The following is a 14,671-nucleotide window of genomic DNA, read 5'->3' as shown; positions in this document are numbered from 1 at the left end:
CCCGGCCGGCTTCGCCGCGTCCACCGCCCAGCGGCTGGGCGGCGACCGGCGCCCGTCGCCTGAGTCGCCGGGCTGTTCACACGGCCGTCTCCGGAGATCCACGATCGCCCTCTAGCCGGGACGGTCCGCCGCCGCTAGCGTCTAGGCATGGCACGGGGTTCTCCCGAGCCAACCGGCCCGCCCGGACCTGCGACCTCGCGCACGGGGCCCGCATCCGACCCCGTGTCACCCGGGCACCGGACGAGGCGGAACACGGGTGGCCGGGTGCCCATCCGTCGGAGCAGGCCTGTGACGACTCGCCGTACCACCGCCGGTGCCGACCAGACCCCGGCCGCGACTGCCACGACCCGCCGCGCCACCCGGAGCCGCCGTACTGCGGCCGCCGCGCCGGCCGACCCCAAGGAGCCGCGACCAGCCGGCCAGGCATTCGTCCTGGACACATCCGTGCTGCTCTCCGATCCGGCGGCGTTCCACCGGTTCGCCGAGCACGAGGTGGTCCTGCCGCTGGTGGTCATCACCGAGCTGGAGGGCAAGCGGCACCATCCGGAGCTGGGCTGGTTCGCCCGGCAGTCGCTGCGGATGCTCGACGAGCTGCGGATCCAGCATGGTCGGCTGGACCGGCCGGTGCCCGCCAACGACGTCGGCGGCACACTGCGCGTGGAGCTCAACCACACCGACGACGGTGTGCTGCCGCCCGGCTTCCGCACCGAGAGCAACGATGCCCGGATCCTCTCCGTGGCGCTCAACCTCGCCGCCGAGGGGCGGGAGGTCACCCTGGTCAGCAAGGACATGCCGCTGCGGGTCAAGGCCGCCTCGGTGGGCCTGCGGGCCGACGAGTACCGGCACGGGCAGGCCAGCGACCCGACCTGGACCGGCATGGCCGAGTTGGACCTGGGCGAGGAGCAGATCGGCCGGTTGTACGCCGGGGAGGCGCTCGACGTCGACGAGGCGGCCGGTCTGCCCTGCCACACCGGCCTGGTGCTGCACTCGACGCGCGGCTCCGCACTCGGCCGGGTGCTGCCGGACAAGTCGGTCCGGCTGGTCCGCGGCGACCGGGAGGCGTTCGGGCTGCACGGCCGTTCGGCCGAGCAGCGGGTCGCCCTCGACCTGCTGCTCGACGAGTCGATCGGGATCGTCTCGCTGGGCGGCCGGGCCGGCACCGGCAAGTCGGCGTTGGCGCTCTGCGCCGGGCTGGAGGCGGTGATGGAGCGCCGCCGGCACAAGAAGGTGATCGTGTTCCGCCCGCTGTACGCCGTCGGCGGCCAGGAGCTGGGCTACCTGCCCGGGTCGGAGTCGGAGAAGATGTCGCCGTGGGCCCAGGCGGTCTTCGACACGCTCGGCGCGGTGGTGCACGAGAACGTGCTGGAGGAGGTCACCTCCCGGGGCATCCTGGAGGTGCTGCCGCTGACCCACATCCGTGGGCGCAGCCTGCACGACGCCTTCGTGATCGTGGACGAGGCCCAGTCCCTGGAGCGCGGTGTGCTGTTGACCGTGCTGTCCCGCATCGGGCAGGGCTCGCGGGTGGTGCTCACCCACGACGTGGCCCAGCGCGACAATCTGCGCGTCGGCCGGCACGACGGCGTCACCGCCGTCATCGAGGCGCTCAAGGGCCATCCGCTCTTCGCACATGTCACGCTCAGCCGTTCGGAGCGGTCTCCGATCGCAGCGATGGTGACGGATCTGCTGGAGGACATCCCGCTATGATGGTGCTTTTATAGGGGTTTATCCGTATTTTATGTGTGGCGCAGATCACAAACCGCTCGGTTGGTTTCCCATCAGCCTCACTGTGCGCGATGGTGTCCAACGAGCGCCCACGCGCCACAGGCATCGTTGGTGATCGTTCGTCCCGAGACGGGCGGACATCGGCGAAGGTCGGTGCGTCGGCGCGACCGGTACCGGTCGGGGCGCTCGCGGTACGGCCGAGGGCCCTCCTGTGGCCCGACGCCGCGCCGCGTCCTTGCCCCCGACGAAGGGACCACTTCGTGAGTCGGCTGTGGAGCCGGTTGGGCGCCCGTACGGCTGCTGTCGCGTTGCTCTCTGTGGGCGTTGCCGGTGGCTTCTACCTGGGCGAAGACCGGGAAACCCAGCAACAGGGCCTGACCGCGCAGGTGAGCGCCGAGGTCGACCGCGTCGACTTCGCCTACCAGCGCGAGCGGCAGTCCGCCCACCAGGTGAAGGTCGCCAAGCAGCGGGCCGCCGAGTACCAGGCCAAGCTCCGGGCGGCGCAGGCCGCCAAGGAGGCCGCCGAGCGTGCCCGCAAGGCCGAGGCCGCCGCGGCGACCCGCAAGCGCGAGCGTGCGGCGCAGAACGCCGCAGCCAAGCCGTACGACGGGCCGATCCCGGCGTCCTGCGAGGAGTACAGCGGCAACCGGAAGATCGGCTGCGCTCTGATGATCGACGCGGGCTTCGGCATCGCGGAGTTCCCGTGCCTGGAGAAGCTCTGGACCAAGGAGAGCGGCTGGAACCACAAGGCCAGCAACTCCTCCTCCGGCGCGTACGGCATTCCGCAGTCGCTGCCGGGCAGCAAGATGGGCTCGATCGCGGACGACTGGCGGACGAACCCGGCCACCCAGATCAAGTGGGGGCTGGGCTACATCAAGGGCAGGTACAAGACGCCCTGTGGCGCCTGGAGCTACTTCCAGAACAACGGCCACTACTGACGGCGTCGAAGGCGGGGCGGGTGGAGGCGCACTCGCCCCGCCTTCGCGTACCCGGCCGAGCGGGCGGGACGTGAGTGGCGGTCGGCCCCTTTTGCTGATAGCAGTTGTGGGGTGACCCTGCAGCCTGGAAACGGCGACCCCTACCGGTTCGGCACCGAGGCGTTCTACGCCGCGCTCGGCCGGGCCTTCGTCGCCATGTGCGCGGTGGTCCCGTTCCTCTTTCTCATCGAGGCCGCCGACCAGGGCCTGGCGTTCGGCCTGGACGCCACCGCCGGCATCATCCCGAAGCGCATCGACGGGCTGGACGGGGTCTTCTTCTCCCCGTTCCTGCACCACGGCTTCGACCACCTCTACAGCAACAGCATCCCGCTGATCCTGCTGGGCACCTTCGTGCTGGCGGCCGGCGCCCGCCGGTTCCTCTGGTCGACCCTGATCATCATCCTGGTCAGCGGGCTCGGGGTCTGGTTCACCGGCTCGCCCAACTCCGTCGTGGTCGGCGCCAGCGGGGTGATCTTCGGCTACCTGGGCATCCTGCTGACCCGGGGCATCGTCGAGCGCAGCTGGTGGAACTTCGCCGTCTTCCTGCTGGTCGGCCTGCTCTACGGCTGGCAACTGGTCGGCATCCTCCCCACCGACGAGCGGATCTCCTGGCAGGGGCACCTGTTCGGGTTGCTGGGCGGCGTGGTGGCCGCGATCCTGTTCCGCCGTCGCCGCCCGGTCGCCGGCGGCTCCGACTACTCGGGGTCCACCCTCAGCCTGCCCTGACCAGTTCCTCGGCGCGCCTCTGGGACGTGCTTGCCCGCCCGCTGTCACCCGCCTACGGTCGAGATCAGCAAGCGTTGATCCGTGAGCGGAAAGCGACGGTACGCCATGCGCGAGGTCGACATCGCCGTGATCGGGGCCGGTCCGGCCGGCCTCTTCGCCGCGTACTACGCGGGCTTCCGAGGGTTGTCGGTGGCGGTGATCGACGCGCTGCCGGAGCCCGGCGGACAGGTCACGGCGATGTACCCGGAGAAGCTCATCCTGGACGTGGCCGGCTTCCCCGCCGTCAAGGGCCGCGACCTGGTGACGAACCTGGTGGCCCAGGCCGCCCCGTTCGGGCCGCAGTACCTGCTCGGCACCCGGGCCGAGAAGCTCTCGTACGCCGACGACCGGCCGGTGCTCGGCCTGGCCGGCGGTGAGCAGCTCAGCTGTGGCGCGGTCGTGGTCACCGGCGGGTTGGGCAGCTTCAGCCCTCGGCCGCTGCCCTGCGCCGACGGTGCTCCCGGCTCGGGGATCGTCTACTTCGTCACCGAGCCGGCCGAGCTGGCCGATCGGGACGTGCTGATCGTCGGTGGCGGCGACTCCGCCTTCGACTGGGCGTTGACGCTGCAACCGCTGGCCCGGTCGGTGACCCTCGTGCACCGGCGGGAGAAGTTCCGGGCGCACGCCTCGACGGTCGCCCGGGTGCTGTCGCTGCCGGTGCGGGTCGTGGTCAACGCCGAGGTCACCCGGCTGATCGGGGATGGCACGGTCACCGGTGCCGAGGTGACCGTGCGCGGCGGCGCGGCCGAGACTCTTCCGGTGGACATCGTGGTCGCCGCGCTCGGCTTCACCGCCGACCTGGGCCCGCTCGCCGAGTGGGGGCTGCGGCTGGACCGCCGCCACATCCTGGTGGACAGCGCGATGGCGACGAACCTGCCGCGGGTCTTCGCCGCCGGTGACATCACCGAGTACCCGGGCAAGGTGCGGCTGATCGCCACGGGCTTCGGCGAGGCCGCGACGGCGGTGAACAACGCCGCCGTGGCGATCGACCCGAGCGCCCACCTGTTCCCCGGGCACTCCTCCGACGCCGGCTGACCCGCGGCACCGGATCGGTCCGCGGCCCGTGCGGTCACTCCGGTCGGGGCAGGCCGATGAGGTCCGCCATCAACCCGACCTGATGCTCGAAGTACGAGTCCCGGTGCGAGATGGTCTGGTTCAACCGGCCGAACAGTTCGAAGCTGATGAGCCCGAAGAGCTGCGTCCAGCCGGCCATTCCCCGGGCCAGCAGTGCGCTGGGCATCCCGGGGAAGAAGGCGTCGGCCAGCTCGGTCAGGTCGGCGCGTACCGGCTCCGGCAGCTCCTCGGCGGGGACGGTGAGCCGACCGTGGGTCAGGCCGTCGCGGAGGATGCCGACCAGGGTCAGCGGGGGACGCTGGGCGGGTAGCACGGTGTCGGCGGGGGCGGCGTACCCGGGCACCGGGCTGCCGTAGAGCAGCGCGTACTCGGCGGGGTGGGCGAGCGCCCAGTCCCGCGCGGCCCGGCACACGTGGTGCCAGCGGCCGCGCAGGTCGTCCGGGTCGGTGCCGGAGTCGGCGGCCTCCACGGCGTCGCCGAGCCCGTCGTACGCCTCCAGGATCAGTGCGGTGAGCAGATCGTCGCGGCTCGGGACGTAGCGGTAGATGGCGGAGGACACCATCCCCATGTCCCGGGCGACGGCCCGCAGCGACAGGTTGGCACCGTCGGTGGCCAGGTGACGGCGGGCCACCGCCTTGATCTCGTCGATCATCTCGGCGCGGACGCGGGCGCGGATCGAGGAAGCGGACATGGGATCACTCTGCCACGAAACGGAGCGCCAATCAAAATAGAGAGCACTGCTCTTGACGGGCGGGCCGACCGGCATGCATGGTGGTGGTGCACAGAGAGAGCACTGCTCTCACTTCGTACCCCTGCTTCGAAAGGCTTCCTCATGTCGCTGCACGTGATCGTCGGCACCGGTCCGGTCGGCACCGCCACCGCACGTCTCCTCGCGGAGCGCGGCGAGCAGGTCCGCGTCATCAGCCGCCGGGGCAACGGACCAGAGCACCCAGCCATCGAGCGGGTCGCTGCCGACGCTGTTGACGCCGACCGCCTCACCGAACTCGCCACCGGGGCCGCAGCGCTGTACAACTGCGCGAACCCGGCGTACCACCGGTGGGCCACCGACTGGCCGCCGCTGGCCGGCGCGCTGCTCACCGCCGCCGAGCGGACCGGCGCGGTGCTCGCCACGGTCGGCAACCTCTACGGGTACGGGCCGGTCGACGGCCCGATGACCGAGCAGACCCCGCTGGCCGCGACCGGTACGAAAGGCCGCGTGCGCAACCGGATGTGGGCCGACGCTCTCGCCGCCCACCGGGCCGGGCGTGTCCGGGTCACCGAGGTGCGCGGCTCCGACTACGTCGGCGCCGCCGGCACGTCGCTGGCGATGATGGTGCTGCCCCGGGTGATCGCCGGGCAGCGGGTCTTCCTGCCCGTCGACTGGGACGCCCCGCACACCTGGACGTACATCCCGGATGTCGCCCGCACGCTCGTCGCCGCGGCCGCCGACCCGCAGGCATGGGGACGGGCCTGGCACGTGCCCAGCGCCCCGGCCACGCCGATGCGCGAGCTCGCCGGCCGGGCCGCCGCGCTGACCGGCGCGCCAGCGCCCAAGCTGACGCGGATGCCCTACCCCGTGTTGTGGCTGGGTGGCCTGACCGACCCGTTCATCCGCGAGCTGCGGGAGACCGCCTACCAGTTCGACCGGCCGTACCTGTTGGACTCGACCGCCGCCACCGCCACCCTCGGCGTCCAGCCGACACCCATCGAGCAGGTGGTGAAGGAGACGGTCGAGGCCCTCCGTCGCTGAACCCCGCCCGCCACCCGGCCGAGACCGGTCCCGCTCAGCGGCGGCCGGGTGGCGCGAGCGCGGCGATCAGCACGGCCACCATGGTCAGCGCGGCACCGAGCAGGGTGTTCACGCTGGGATGCGAGGCCGCGGTGGGCAGCACCAGATCCAACAGGACAGCTCCCACGATCTGGCCGGCGATGGTGGCCAGCCCGAGCAGCAGCACCCCGGTGAAGCGGACGATCGCGGCGGCGATCGCGATGAACACGATGCCGATCGGGCCACCCAGGTAGAACCACGGCTCGGTCGGCAGGTTGCCGGTCGGCCAGCCGCGTATCGCGATGTCGATCGCGAACGCGACGAGCAGGACGACCGTGCCCACGGCGAAGTTGACGAGCGTGGCGGTCAGGGCGCTGTCCGCCGCCGCCCGGACCCGGCCGTTGACCGCCTGCTGCCAGGCGATACCCACCCCGGCTAGCAGGGGCAGCAGGGCCAGCGCCAGCGTGCCCGGGTCACCGAGCCGGTCGGCGACCGCCAGGCCGACCGCCAGCACGGTGAGCACCGCTCCGGCCAGCCGCTGCCGGGTGATCGGCTGCCGGCCGGTCGGCCCGATGCCGGCCCGGTCCACGGCGAGGCTGCTGCCGGTCTGGCCGGCGACCACCGCCACGGTGAAGACCGCAACGCCCAACGAGCCGATGGTGAGCCCCTGGGTGGCCACGAGGAACGCACCGAACATCCCGCCCAGGCACTGCCACGGGCGCAGCGCGCCCGACCTGAGGGCGGGCCGCAGCGCCGCCAGACCCCGCCGCCCACCGGGGGTGGCGGGAACCAGCACCAGCAGCACCATCAGGCCGACGCCGAACGAGATCACCGCTGCGGCGAAACCGTCGGCCAGGCGTACCCCCAGCTCGCCGTTGATTCGGGACTGCACCGCCACCGCGACCCCGGAGACCGACGCCAGCGCGACACCGGTGATCCGGCGGGCGGCCGAGAGGGACTGCGGGGTCGCAGTGCCGGTGACGGTCACTCCTGTTCGGCCAGTGGCCGACCGTCGAAGTCGACCGCCGAGTAGAGCGCCAGCTTCTCCAGCCGGTGGTACGAGTCGATCACCCGGATCGTGCCGCTCTTCGACCGCATCACGATCGACTGCGTGTACGCGCCGCCGGCCCGGTAGCGGACCCCGCGCAGCAGGTCGCCGGAGGTGACCCCGGTCGCCACGAAGAAGCAGTTGTCCCCGGTGACCAGGTCGTCGGTGCCCAGCACCCGATCCAGGTCGTGCCCGGCGGCGAGTGCCTTCTCCCGCTCCTCGGCGTCGCGCGGCCAGAGCTTGGCCTGCATCGCCCCGCCCATGCACTTCAGGGCACACGCGGAGATGATGCCCTCGGGGGTGCCGCCGATGCCCATCAGCACGTCCACATCCGACTCGCCCCGGGCCGCCGCGATGGAGCCCGCGATGTCCCCGTCGGAGATGAACCGGATGCCCGCGCCGGTCCGGCGGATCTGCGTGACCAGGTCGTCGTGGCGGCTGCGGTCCAGCACACAGACCGTCACCTCGGAGACGTCGGTGCCCTTGACCTTGGCGATCCGGCGCAGGTTGTCGGCCACCCCGGCGTTGATGTCCACCACGTCGGCGTACGCCGGCCCGACAGCGAGCTTCTCCATGTAGAAGACGGCGCTCGGATCGAACATCGCACCGCGCTCGGAGACGGCGAGCACCGCCAGCGCGTTCGGCATGCCCTTGCTCATCAGCGTGGTGCCGTCGACCGGGTCGACGGCGACGTCCACCTCCGGGCCGGTGCCGTCACCGACCTGCTCGCCGTTGAAGAGCATCGGGGCGTTGTCCTTCTCGCCCTCGCCGATCACCACCACGCCGCGCATCTGGATCGAGTTGATCAGCTTGCGCATGGCGTCGACGGCTGCCCCGTCGCCGCCCTCCTTGTCGCCCCGGCCGACCCAGCGGCCGGCGGCCATCGCCGCGGCCTCGGTGACCCGGACCAGGTCGAGGGCAAGGTTACGGTCGAGATCCTGCGGGATCCGCGTCCTGGTGTTCGTCATGACGGCTGCTCCTCCTCGCGACGGTGCGGGGACGACCGGCGGCGGGGCGTTCCCCGCTGCCGGCTTTGTCGCTGATCCTCACACGATGGCGGAACCGGCGTCGGCGCGGGGCGGTGATGGGCCGGATACCGCCGGTCGGGCGGCTGCGAAGATGGCAGGGTGGAACCCGCACAGCCAGCCGACCGCGTACCCGCCGACCGCACCCCGCCCGGCGGCCAGCCGCCGGCCGACCTTCCCGCCGGCACCGGTGGGGAGCCCGCCGCGACCGACCCGACGACGCCGCCGGTCGGTGAGCCGGCCCTCGTCGCGTCGAATCCGTCCGCCGCGCCGCCGGTGGACGAACCGGTGCCGGGCCGGCCCGGCACCGGAGTCGGCAGCGCGGAGACCGGCGAGCTGCCGGCACCTCCGCCGCGCCTGGAAAAATCAGCGCGATCCGAGCGGTCGCCGAAGGACATGGCGATCTCGCTGCTGGTGCTGTTGATCCCGATCGCGCTGCTGCTGGCGTTCTACCGGGGCTTCCTCGGCGGCGACGAGGCCGCCACGGTCGATCCGGCACCGGCGATCGAGCAGGCCCGCGCGGCGAACACCTTCCCGGTGAGCCAGCCGGAGGGGCTGGGTTCCGGGTGGCGGACGGTCAGCGCCCGCTACCAGACCGTCGAGGGTGGCGCGCACCTGCGGATCGGCTACCTCACCCCGGAGGGGCGGGGCGTCCAGCTGTTGCAGAGCAGCGTGCCGGCGGAGCGGCTGCTCCCGACCGAGCTGACCGGCCAGGCCCAGCCGCAGGGCCCGACCGAGCTGGCCGGACGCACCTGGCAGCGCTACACCGCCCGGGGCAACCAGCAGGCGCTGGTCCTGCTGGAGCCGACCCGCACGGTCATCGTCGTCGGCGACGCCCGGGACAACGAACTGCGCCAACTCGCCGGCGCCGTGAGCTGAGGTCGGCGCAGGAATCGGACGGAAGGGCGGTTGTCCGACGCGTCGACAGGGAACAGAGAGGGAGTGACCCGGGCGCCCTGCTCGGCCCGGGTCGCGCGGCGCAGCCGACGGTGCTGCTGCGTCGCCCGGTTTCCGGCGCCGTCCAGGTCGTCGGGTGACCCCCTTGGGAGACACACATGACTGTTCGACGACTCAGCGCCGGCCTGGTCGCCGCCGCTCTGTTCACGCCCGGCCTTGCCGCCTGCAACAGCAGTGGGACACCGACCGCCGGATCGACCGCCTCCCCGACGGCGAGCGCCTCCGCCACGGCGAGCGCGTCCGGCACGCCGGTGGCGGGCGACGCCAAGCAGGCGCTGCTCGACTCCACCAGGGAGATCAGCAACGGGAACTTCCGGTTCACCCTCGCCGGCGCCGGCTCCACGGCGGAGGGCCAGGTGCACCAGCCGAGTCAGAGCGCGGCGATGAAGATCGCCATCGGCGGCCCCTCATCCGACCTGGCCATGAAGCTCGACGTGATCCACTTCAAGCCGGACAGCTGGGTGAAGCTGGAGCTGACCGGCCCCACCGCCAACAGCCTGCCGGCCATCAAGCAGCTCAACCTCGGCAAGTACCAGCACCTGGACCAGACCCGGATCAAGGGCAACCGCAGCCTCGGCTTCGACTTCGAGAAGGTCGACCCCGCCGGCAGCGCCGTGCTCACCCAGGGCATCACCGAGGTCCGGAGCACCGGCACCGGCACGTACGCCGGCACCATCGACGTCACCAAGGCTGCCGAGGCCGGCTCGCTGAACGCCGCCACGATCGCCGCGCTCGGCACGCAGGCGAAGACGGTCCCGTTCACGGCGAAGGTGGACCCGCAGGGTCGGCTCAGCGAGCTGGTGCTGCAACTGCCGGCCGCCGGGCAGACCGCCGCGCAGGAGATCCGGATGACGTACTCCGACTACGGTGCGGCCACCGCCGCGCAGAAGCCGCCGGCGGACCAGGTCGTCGAGGCGCCGGCCGAGCTGTACAGCCTGTTCGGCTGACGGTCGTACGCGGGTGGGGCGACTCCGGTCGCCCCACCGGCGGTCAGGAGGCGGGCTCCTGCCGGGCCGCCTCGATCCGCGCCCGGGCGCCGTCCAGCCAGCGCTGGCAGATCACCGCCAGCGCCTCGCCGCGCTCCCAGAGCGCCAGCGACTCCTCCAGGGACGTGCCACCGGCCTCCAGCCGTTCGACCACCGAGGCCAACTCGGCGCGGGCCTGCTCGTAGCTGAGCCGCTCGTCCGGCCCGGCCTTCGTGTCGTCAGTCATCGCGTCCATCTCAGCACACCACCCGTCGGCCGCCGCGGCCCGCCACTCAGCCGTCCACCGTGGCGGCGAGCTCGCCGTCGGCCAGCCGGACCCGCAGCGGGTCGCCCTTGCCGACCTCGGCCGCGGCGCGGACCACGTGGCCGTCGGCGCGCTGCACGATCGCGTACCCCCGGTCGAGCGTGGCGGCGGGGGAGAGGGCGCGCAGTCGGGCCAGGGTGTGCCGCAGCTCGTCGTCGGCCGCGCCGAGCCGGTGGTCCAGGCAGCGTCCGGCACGCTGGCGGAGCGCGGTCAGGTCGGTCGCCCGCTGCTCGACCATCACCTGGGGACGGGCGAGCACCGGCCGGGAACGCAGCCCGTCGAGGCGGTGCGACTCCCGGTCGACCAGGTTGCGCACCGCCCGCTGGAGCCGATGCCGGGCCTGGCCGATGAGGCGTACCTCCTCGGTGAGGTCGGGGACCACCCGCTTGGCCGCGTCGGTCGGGGTGGACGCGCGCACGTCGGCGACGTAGTCGACCAGCGGTGCGTCCGTCTCGTGGCCGATCGCGCTGACCACCGGGGTACGGCAGCCGAACACCGCGCGGCAGAGCGCCTCGTCGGAGAAGGGCAGCAGGTCCTCGATGCCGCCGCCGCCCCGGGCAATGATGATCACGTCGATGGTCGGGTCGGCGTCCAGCACCTTGAGCGCGTCGATGATCTGCGGCACCGCGGACGGGCCCTGGACGGCCACGTTGACCGTGCGGAACTCCACGGCCGGCCAGCGCCGCCGGGCGTTCGTCAGCACGTCGCGCTCGGCCGCCGACGCCCGGCCGGTGATCAGCCCGATCCGGCCGGGCAGGAACGGCAGCCGGCGCTTGCGGGCACGGTCGAACAGCCCCTCGGCGGCGAGCAGCTTCTTGAGCTTCTCCAGCCGGGCCAGCAGCTCACCGAGCCCCACCTGGCGGATCTCGTCGGCCCGCAGGCTCAGGGTGCCCCGGGCGGCGTAGAACTCCGGCTTGGCGTGCAGCACCACCCGGGCGCCCTCGCGCAGCTCCGGCGCGCCGAGGTCCAGCACGTCCCGGTTGGTGGTGACGGTCAGGCTCAGGTCGGCCGACGGGTCACGCAGGGTGAGGAAGACGGTGCTGGCGCCGGGCCGCCGGCTGATCTGCGCCACCTGCCCGTCCACCCACACCCAGCCGAGCTTCGCGATCCAGGCGCCCACCTTCTGGCTCACGACCCGGACCGGCCAAGGCTCCTCCGCGCTGCTGCGCGCCCCATCACCCGTGCTCACCCGCCCACCCTACGGACCCTCGCGGTGATCAAGAGGTTTGCGTCGGTCCCAGGCGCGTTTCCGACGCAAACCTCTTGATCACCGGGGGGTGGGTGGGTGGTGGGCGGTCGCTGTGGTGCGGGTCGCAGGCGCTGCCGCTGGGGAACCGGACACGTACGATGGGCGGGTGACCGAGGCTCAGGCGACTCCCCAGACCGGTAAGCGCGTGCTCCTGGCCAAGCCCCGCGGCTACTGCGCGGGCGTCGACCGGGCGGTGCAGACCGTCGAGGAGGCGCTGAAGCTCTACGGCGCCCCGATCTACGTCCGCAAGCAGATCGTGCACAACAAGCACGTCGTGCAGACCCTGGAGGCCCAGGGTGCGATCTTCGTGGAGGAGAACGAGGAGGTGCCGGAGGGCGCCACCGTCATCTTCTCGGCCCACGGCGTGGCCCCCGAGGTCTACGAGCAGGCGAAGCAGCGGTCGCTGAAGGCGATCGACGCGACCTGCCCGCTGGTCACCAAGGTGCACCAGGAGGCGAAGCGTTTCGCCGCCGAGGACTACGACATCCTGCTGATCGGCCACGAGGGGCACGAGGAGGTCGTCGGCACCGCCGGTGAGGCTCCCGCGCACATCCAACTCGTGGACGGCCCCGACGGCGTCGACAAGATCACCGTTCGTGATCCGGAGAAGGTGGTCTGGCTCTCCCAGACCACGCTGTCGGTGGACGAGACGCTGGAGACGGTCGCCCGGCTCAAGCAGCGGCTGCCGCTGCTCCAGTCCCCGCCGAGCGACGACATCTGCTACGCCACCTCCAACCGCCAGCACGTGGTCAAGGAGATCGCCCCGGAGTGCGACGTGGTGATCGTCGTCGGCTCGACGAACTCCTCCAACTCGGTGCGCCTGGTCGAGGTCGCCCTGGACGCTGGCGCCCGCGCCGGTCACCTGGTCGACTTCGCCCACGAGATCGACGACGCCTGGCTCGTCGACGCGCGCACGGTCGGCGTGTCCTCCGGCGCGAGCGTCCCGGAGGACCTGGTGCGGGACGTGCTGGACCACCTGGCCGCGCGCGGTTTCGGCGACGTCGAGGAGATCACCACCGCCAACGAGCGGCTCACCTTCTCGCTGCCCCAGGAGCTGAAGCGGGACATGAAGGCCGCGGCGGCACGCGGTTGATCAGCCCGGGTCGGGCCGCCACGGGAACGCTCCGCCACCCCGCAACGTCGAACCGGGCATGAGGACCTTTCGGCTCGTCGTCCCCGCCCTGATCGCCTGCGCGGCGCTGAGTGCCTGCGGCGGCACGGACGGCCCCGCCACCTCCACCCCGAGTGGGCCGTCACCGGTCACCGGGCAGCCCACCCCGTCCGCGTCCGTCCCGTCGACCCCCGGCACGGCGACACCGGTGCCCACCGCGACGCCCAAGCCACCTTCAGGTGGACCCAGCATCCCGCCGCCGGTCGGGGCCACCGAACTGACCGGCACGATCACCAGCGGGGTGGAACCGAACTGCGTGCTGCTGGACGGCTACCTGCTGATCGGCGGCCCCCGCGAGGTGTTCACCGCAGGCGCCCGGGTGACCGTCACCGGCCGGGTCGAGCCGGGCATGATGACCACCTGCCAGCAGGGCACCCCGTTCGTCGTGGAGGGGGCGCGCCGCAGCTGACCCCGGCCTGCGGCCCCCGCCGGCCGGTCAGCGGTCGCGGTCGGCGGGGACGGCGTCGTCCAGCAACTCGGGTGCTTGCGGCTGGCGGGGAGTCAGCTCGACCTGGGCCGGGCTGGCCAGCTCCTCGTCCGAGACGCCCAGCTCGGCGAGCTTGCGGGCGCTGACCAGCACCCGGGCCTCCAGCGAGCCGACCGCGCGGTTGTACGCGGTCACCGCCCCGGCCAGCGACGACCCGAGCTTGCCCACGTGGTCACCGAGGGTGGAGAGCCGGCTGTACAGCTCCCTCGCCAGCGTGTGCACCGCCAGGGCGTTGCGGGCCAGCGCCTCCTGCCGCCAGGAATAGGCCACCGTGCGCAGGAGGGCGACCAGGGTGGCCGGCGTGGCGAGCACCACGTTGCGGGCGAAGGCGTGCTCCAGCAGCGTCGGGTCACGCTGGAGCGCCACGTCGAGGAACGGGTCGGCGGGGACGAACAGCACCACGAACTCGGGTGAGCTGTCGAACGCGGACCAGTAGGACTTCGCGGCCAGCGCGTCGACGTGCCCGCGCAGGTGCCGGGCGTGCGCGTCGAGGTGGGTGTCCCGGCCGCGCTCGTCGCGGGCCTCCATCGCGGTGAGGTACGCGTCGAACGGCGCCTTGGCATCCACGACGACCGACCGGCCGCCGTGCAGCCGGACCACCAGATCCGGGCGGACCACCTGCCCGTCGGCGTCGGCGGTGACCTGCTCGGAGAAGTCGCAGTGCTCCAGCATGCCGGCGGCCTCGACGATCCGGCGCAACTGGTGCTCGCCCCAACGGCCCCGCACCTGCGGCGCGCGCAGGGCCGCCACCAGCTGCTTGGTCTCGGTGCGCAGCTCGCCGGAGACCGCGCTCATCGAGCGGACCTGTTCCCGCAGCTCGGCGTACGCGTCGATCCGGTCGTGCTCCAGCTCGGCCACCCGCTGCTCGTAGCGGCGCAGGGTGTCGTGCAGCGGCGCCACCGCGCGGGCCACCGCCTCCTGGGACTGGGCGGTCGCCTCGTAGCTCAACGCCCGCATGGACTGCTCCAGCCGGCCCTCGCCCTCCCGCGTCGCGGTCAGCGTGGCGTCCAGCCGGGCGATGTCGGCCGCCGACCGGGACCGGGCCGCGTACCAGCCCACCGCCCCGCCGGCGCCGAGGCACACGATCACCAGGAGCAGCGTCGAGACGTCCATCACCGGAGCTTGCCAGACGGATACG

Annotated in this window: 15 protein-coding genes; 9 read left to right on the top strand and 6 right to left on the bottom strand. The window is 72.6% G+C overall.

Annotated features, from left to right (window positions below):
- Window positions 1–288: 288 nt before the first annotated feature.
- From M8C17_RS08095 to M8C17_RS08080, 4 genes are all read left to right on the top strand, one after another.
- Entirely contained in the window at window positions 289–1,704 is a 1,416-nt protein-coding gene (locus M8C17_RS08095; protein WP_252415788.1) for a PhoH family protein, read from the top strand.
- A 278-nt stretch (window positions 1,705–1,982) separates the two neighbouring features.
- Window positions 1,983–2,660 (top strand): lytic transglycosylase domain-containing protein, encoded by a 678-nt coding sequence (locus M8C17_RS08090; protein WP_252415787.1) that lies wholly within the window; start codon window positions 1,983–1,985, stop codon window positions 2,658–2,660.
- Between the two features lie 111 nt (window positions 2,661–2,771).
- Entirely contained in the window at window positions 2,772–3,425 is a 654-nt protein-coding gene (locus M8C17_RS08085; protein WP_252415786.1) for a rhomboid family intramembrane serine protease, read from the top strand.
- A 105-nt stretch (window positions 3,426–3,530) separates the two neighbouring features.
- A complete protein-coding gene (locus tag M8C17_RS08080; RefSeq protein ID WP_252416316.1) occupies window positions 3,531–4,499 on the top strand; it encodes an NAD(P)/FAD-dependent oxidoreductase in 969 nt (322 codons plus the stop codon).
- 34 nt (window positions 4,500–4,533) lie between these two features.
- On the opposite strand, the gene M8C17_RS08075 is transcribed toward M8C17_RS08080, so the two are convergent.
- A complete protein-coding gene (locus M8C17_RS08075) occupies window positions 4,534–5,229 on the bottom strand; it encodes a TetR/AcrR family transcriptional regulator (RefSeq protein WP_252415785.1) in 696 nt (231 codons plus the stop codon).
- Between the two features lie 141 nt (window positions 5,230–5,370).
- Here M8C17_RS08075 and M8C17_RS08070 point away from each other — a divergent pair, with 141 nt between their 5' ends.
- On the top strand, window positions 5,371–6,288 hold the full coding sequence (locus M8C17_RS08070; RefSeq protein WP_252415784.1) for an NAD-dependent epimerase/dehydratase family protein: 918 nt from the start codon (window positions 5,371–5,373) through the stop codon (window positions 6,286–6,288).
- Between the two features lie 34 nt (window positions 6,289–6,322).
- On the opposite strand, the gene M8C17_RS08065 is transcribed toward M8C17_RS08070, so the two are convergent.
- Window positions 6,323–7,294 carry a DMT family transporter gene (locus tag M8C17_RS08065; RefSeq protein ID WP_252415783.1) on the bottom strand — a complete coding sequence of 324 codons (972 nt, stop codon included), beginning with the start codon at window positions 7,292–7,294 and terminating at the stop codon, window positions 6,323–6,325.
- Window positions 7,291–8,322, bottom strand: coding sequence for a class II fructose-bisphosphatase (gene glpX / locus M8C17_RS08060; protein ID WP_252415782.1), 1,032 nt, complete (start codon window positions 8,320–8,322; stop codon window positions 7,291–7,293). Before glpX ends, M8C17_RS08065 begins: the two co-directional genes overlap by 4 nt.
- Window positions 8,323–8,481: 159 nt before the next feature.
- On the opposite strand from glpX, the gene M8C17_RS08055 reads away from it, so the two are divergent.
- Together M8C17_RS08055 and M8C17_RS08050 are read left to right on the top strand one after the other, a co-directional pair.
- Complete coding sequence (locus tag M8C17_RS08055; protein WP_252415781.1) at window positions 8,482–9,258, top strand: DUF4245 domain-containing protein; 777 nt, start codon at window positions 8,482–8,484, stop codon at window positions 9,256–9,258.
- 176 nt (window positions 9,259–9,434) lie between these two features.
- Complete coding sequence (locus M8C17_RS08050) at window positions 9,435–10,283, top strand: hypothetical protein (RefSeq protein ID WP_252415780.1); 849 nt, start codon at window positions 9,435–9,437, stop codon at window positions 10,281–10,283.
- A 43-nt stretch (window positions 10,284–10,326) separates the two neighbouring features.
- Here M8C17_RS08050 and M8C17_RS08045 read toward each other — a convergent pair whose 3' ends face one another.
- Together M8C17_RS08045 and xseA are read right to left on the bottom strand one after the other, a co-directional pair.
- Window positions 10,327–10,548 (bottom strand): exodeoxyribonuclease VII small subunit, encoded by a 222-nt coding sequence (locus M8C17_RS08045; protein ID WP_053655421.1) that lies wholly within the window; start codon window positions 10,546–10,548, stop codon window positions 10,327–10,329.
- Between the two features lie 46 nt (window positions 10,549–10,594).
- Window positions 10,595–11,815, bottom strand: coding sequence for an exodeoxyribonuclease VII large subunit (gene xseA, locus M8C17_RS08040; protein ID WP_252415779.1), 1,221 nt, complete (start codon window positions 11,813–11,815; stop codon window positions 10,595–10,597).
- Between the two features lie 166 nt (window positions 11,816–11,981).
- Between xseA and M8C17_RS08035 the strand changes: the two genes are divergently transcribed.
- Window positions 11,982–12,968 (top strand): 4-hydroxy-3-methylbut-2-enyl diphosphate reductase, encoded by a 987-nt coding sequence (locus M8C17_RS08035; RefSeq protein ID WP_252415778.1) that lies wholly within the window; start codon window positions 11,982–11,984, stop codon window positions 12,966–12,968.
- A 58-nt stretch (window positions 12,969–13,026) separates the two neighbouring features.
- Entirely contained in the window at window positions 13,027–13,455 is a 429-nt protein-coding gene (locus tag M8C17_RS08030) for a hypothetical protein (RefSeq protein WP_252415777.1), read from the top strand.
- Window positions 13,456–13,482: 27 nt separating this feature from the next.
- On the opposite strand, the gene M8C17_RS08025 is transcribed toward M8C17_RS08030, so the two are convergent.
- Window positions 13,483–14,646 carry a DNA recombination protein RmuC gene (locus M8C17_RS08025; protein WP_252415776.1) on the bottom strand — a complete coding sequence of 388 codons (1,164 nt, stop codon included), beginning with the start codon at window positions 14,644–14,646 and terminating at the stop codon, window positions 13,483–13,485.
- Window positions 14,647–14,671 lie beyond the last annotated feature (25 nt).

The sequence above is a fragment of the Micromonospora sp. RHAY321 genome (genome assembly GCF_023896955.1).
Taxonomy (GTDB): domain Bacteria; phylum Actinomycetota; class Actinomycetes; order Mycobacteriales; family Micromonosporaceae; genus Micromonospora.
The sequence above is the reverse complement of the archived record's forward strand: the minus strand, read 5'-3'. Positions and strand labels throughout refer to the sequence as shown.

Excerpts from the sequence above, each read along its gene's own strand:
- M8C17_RS08080 (WP_252416316.1), top strand. The coding sequence starts at position 3,531 with ATGCGCGAGGTCGACATCGCCGTGATCGGGGCCGGTCCGGCCGGCCTC.
- M8C17_RS08075 (WP_252415785.1), bottom strand. The coding sequence starts at position 5,229 with ATGTCCGCTTCCTCGATCCGCGCCCGCGTCCGCGCCGAGATGATCGAC.
- M8C17_RS08070 (WP_252415784.1), top strand. The coding sequence starts at position 5,371 with ATGTCGCTGCACGTGATCGTCGGCACCGGTCCGGTCGGCACCGCCACC.
- glpX (WP_252415782.1), bottom strand. The coding sequence starts at position 8,322 with ATGACGAACACCAGGACGCGGATCCCGCAGGATCTCGACCGTAACCTT.
- M8C17_RS08050 (WP_252415780.1), top strand. The coding sequence starts at position 9,435 with ATGACTGTTCGACGACTCAGCGCCGGCCTGGTCGCCGCCGCTCTGTTC.
- M8C17_RS08045 (WP_053655421.1), bottom strand. The coding sequence starts at position 10,548 with ATGACTGACGACACGAAGGCCGGGCCGGACGAGCGGCTCAGCTACGAG.
- M8C17_RS08030 (WP_252415777.1), top strand. The coding sequence starts at position 13,027 with ATGAGGACCTTTCGGCTCGTCGTCCCCGCCCTGATCGCCTGCGCGGCG.
- M8C17_RS08025 (WP_252415776.1), bottom strand. The coding sequence starts at position 14,646 with ATGGACGTCTCGACGCTGCTCCTGGTGATCGTGTGCCTCGGCGCCGGC.